This window comes from Polynucleobacter sp. es-MAR-4 (assembly GCF_018882055.1).
In the GTDB taxonomy this organism is placed as follows: Bacteria; Pseudomonadota; Gammaproteobacteria; order Burkholderiales; family Burkholderiaceae; genus Polynucleobacter.
Genome location: NZ_JACVPF010000005.1, coordinates 1 through 1697 on the forward strand (window position 1 = coordinate 1; position 1697 = coordinate 1697).

The following is a 1697-nucleotide window of genomic DNA, read 5'->3' on the forward strand; positions in this document are numbered from 1 at the left end:
TGGGGTCACTACGGCGGCCTGATGATTCGTATGGCCTGGCACTCTGCGGGTAGCTATCGCATTGCCGATGGTCGCGGTGGAGCTGGGACAGGCAATCAACGCTTTGCTCCATTGAACTCATGGCCAGATAACGCCAATCTAGATAAAGCCCGTCGTCTCTTATGGCCAATCAAGAAGAAATATGGCAACAAAGTAAGTTGGGCCGACCTCATGATCTTGGCCGGCACTATTGCCTACGAATCCATGGGGCTCAAAACGTTTGGTTTCTCATTCGGTCGTGAAGATATTTGGCATCCAGAAAAAGATACTTATTGGGGCTCTGAAAAAGAATGGCTCCAAAAAAGTGGTGGTGAAGGCAGCCGCTATTCTGGCGAACGAGATTTAGCCAATCCCCTTGCAGCCGTCATGATGGGCTTGATCTATGTAAATCCAGAAGGCGTGGATGGCAATCCAGATCCCCTAAAAACCGCGCAAGATATTCGGGTAACCTTTGCTCGCATGGCCATGAATGACGAAGAGACTGTTGCGCTAACGGCTGGTGGACATACTGTTGGTAAAGCACATGGCAATGGCAACGCAGCCAATCTTGGCCCAGCACCAGAAGCAGCCCCCATAGAGGAGCAAGGTCTTGGCTGGATGAATCACAAGACTCGTGGAATTGGTAGAGATACCATCACCAGTGGAATTGAGGGCGCTTGGACAACAAACCCAACTCAATGGGATAACGGTTACTTTCATTTACTCCTCAACTACGACTGGAGGCTGACTAAGAGCCCAGCAGGCGCTTGGCAATACGAGCCCATCAACATCAAAGAAGAAGATATGCCAGTTGATGTAGAAGATGCCTCTATTCGTTGCATGCCGATGATGACCGATGCAGACATGGCAATGAAGATGGATCCAGAATATAGAAAAATCTCTGAGAAGTTCCATCAGGATCAGGCTTATTTTTCTGAAACTTTTGCTAGAGCTTGGTTTAAGTTAACCCATCGTGATATGGGGCCTAAAGCAAGACACTTCGGACCGGATGTTCCTAAGGAAGAATTGATTTGGCAAGATCCTGTGCCAGCGGGCCCAAAAGACTACGGTGTTGAAGCCGTAAAAACGAAGATCAAAGCTAGCGGACTATCCATCAGTGATTTAGTAACCACCGCTTGGGATAGCGCTCGCACTTATCGCGGCTCAGATAAACGTGGCGGTGCAAATGGTGCTCGTATTCGTTTGGCACCCCAGAAAGACTGGGTAGGAAACGAGCCTGAGCGCTTAGCAAGAGTGCTGTCAGTCTACGAAAAAATTGCCAAAGAATCTGGCGTCAGCATTGCGGATACCATCGTTCTTGGCGGCAATATCGGCATTGAACAAGCTGCCAAGGCTGGAGGCTTTGACGTTAAAGTGCCATTCACCATGGGCCGTGGCGACGCCACACAAGAAATGACAGATATAGAGTCATTTGAAGTTCTTGAGCCATTGGCAGACGGCTATCGAAATTGGTTAAAGGAAAACTATGTTGTCATGCCAGAGGAAATGCTCTTAGACCGCACACAGTTGATGGGGCTGACCGCCCAAGAGATGACCGTATTAGTCGGCGGTATGCGCGTTCTTGGAACAAACTATGGCGGCGCTAAGCAGGGCGTGTTCACAGAAAAAGAAGGGGTGCTGAGTAACGACTTTTTCATCAATCTAACGGACATGAACTA

General features: G+C 49.0%; 1 protein-coding gene. It reads left to right on the forward strand.

The window, feature by feature from the left end; all coding sequences use genetic code 11:
• Positions 1-1697: catalase/peroxidase HPI (katG, locus tag ICN16_RS09790; RefSeq protein WP_216137072.1), on the forward strand; the 1697-nt coding region annotated here is incomplete at both ends.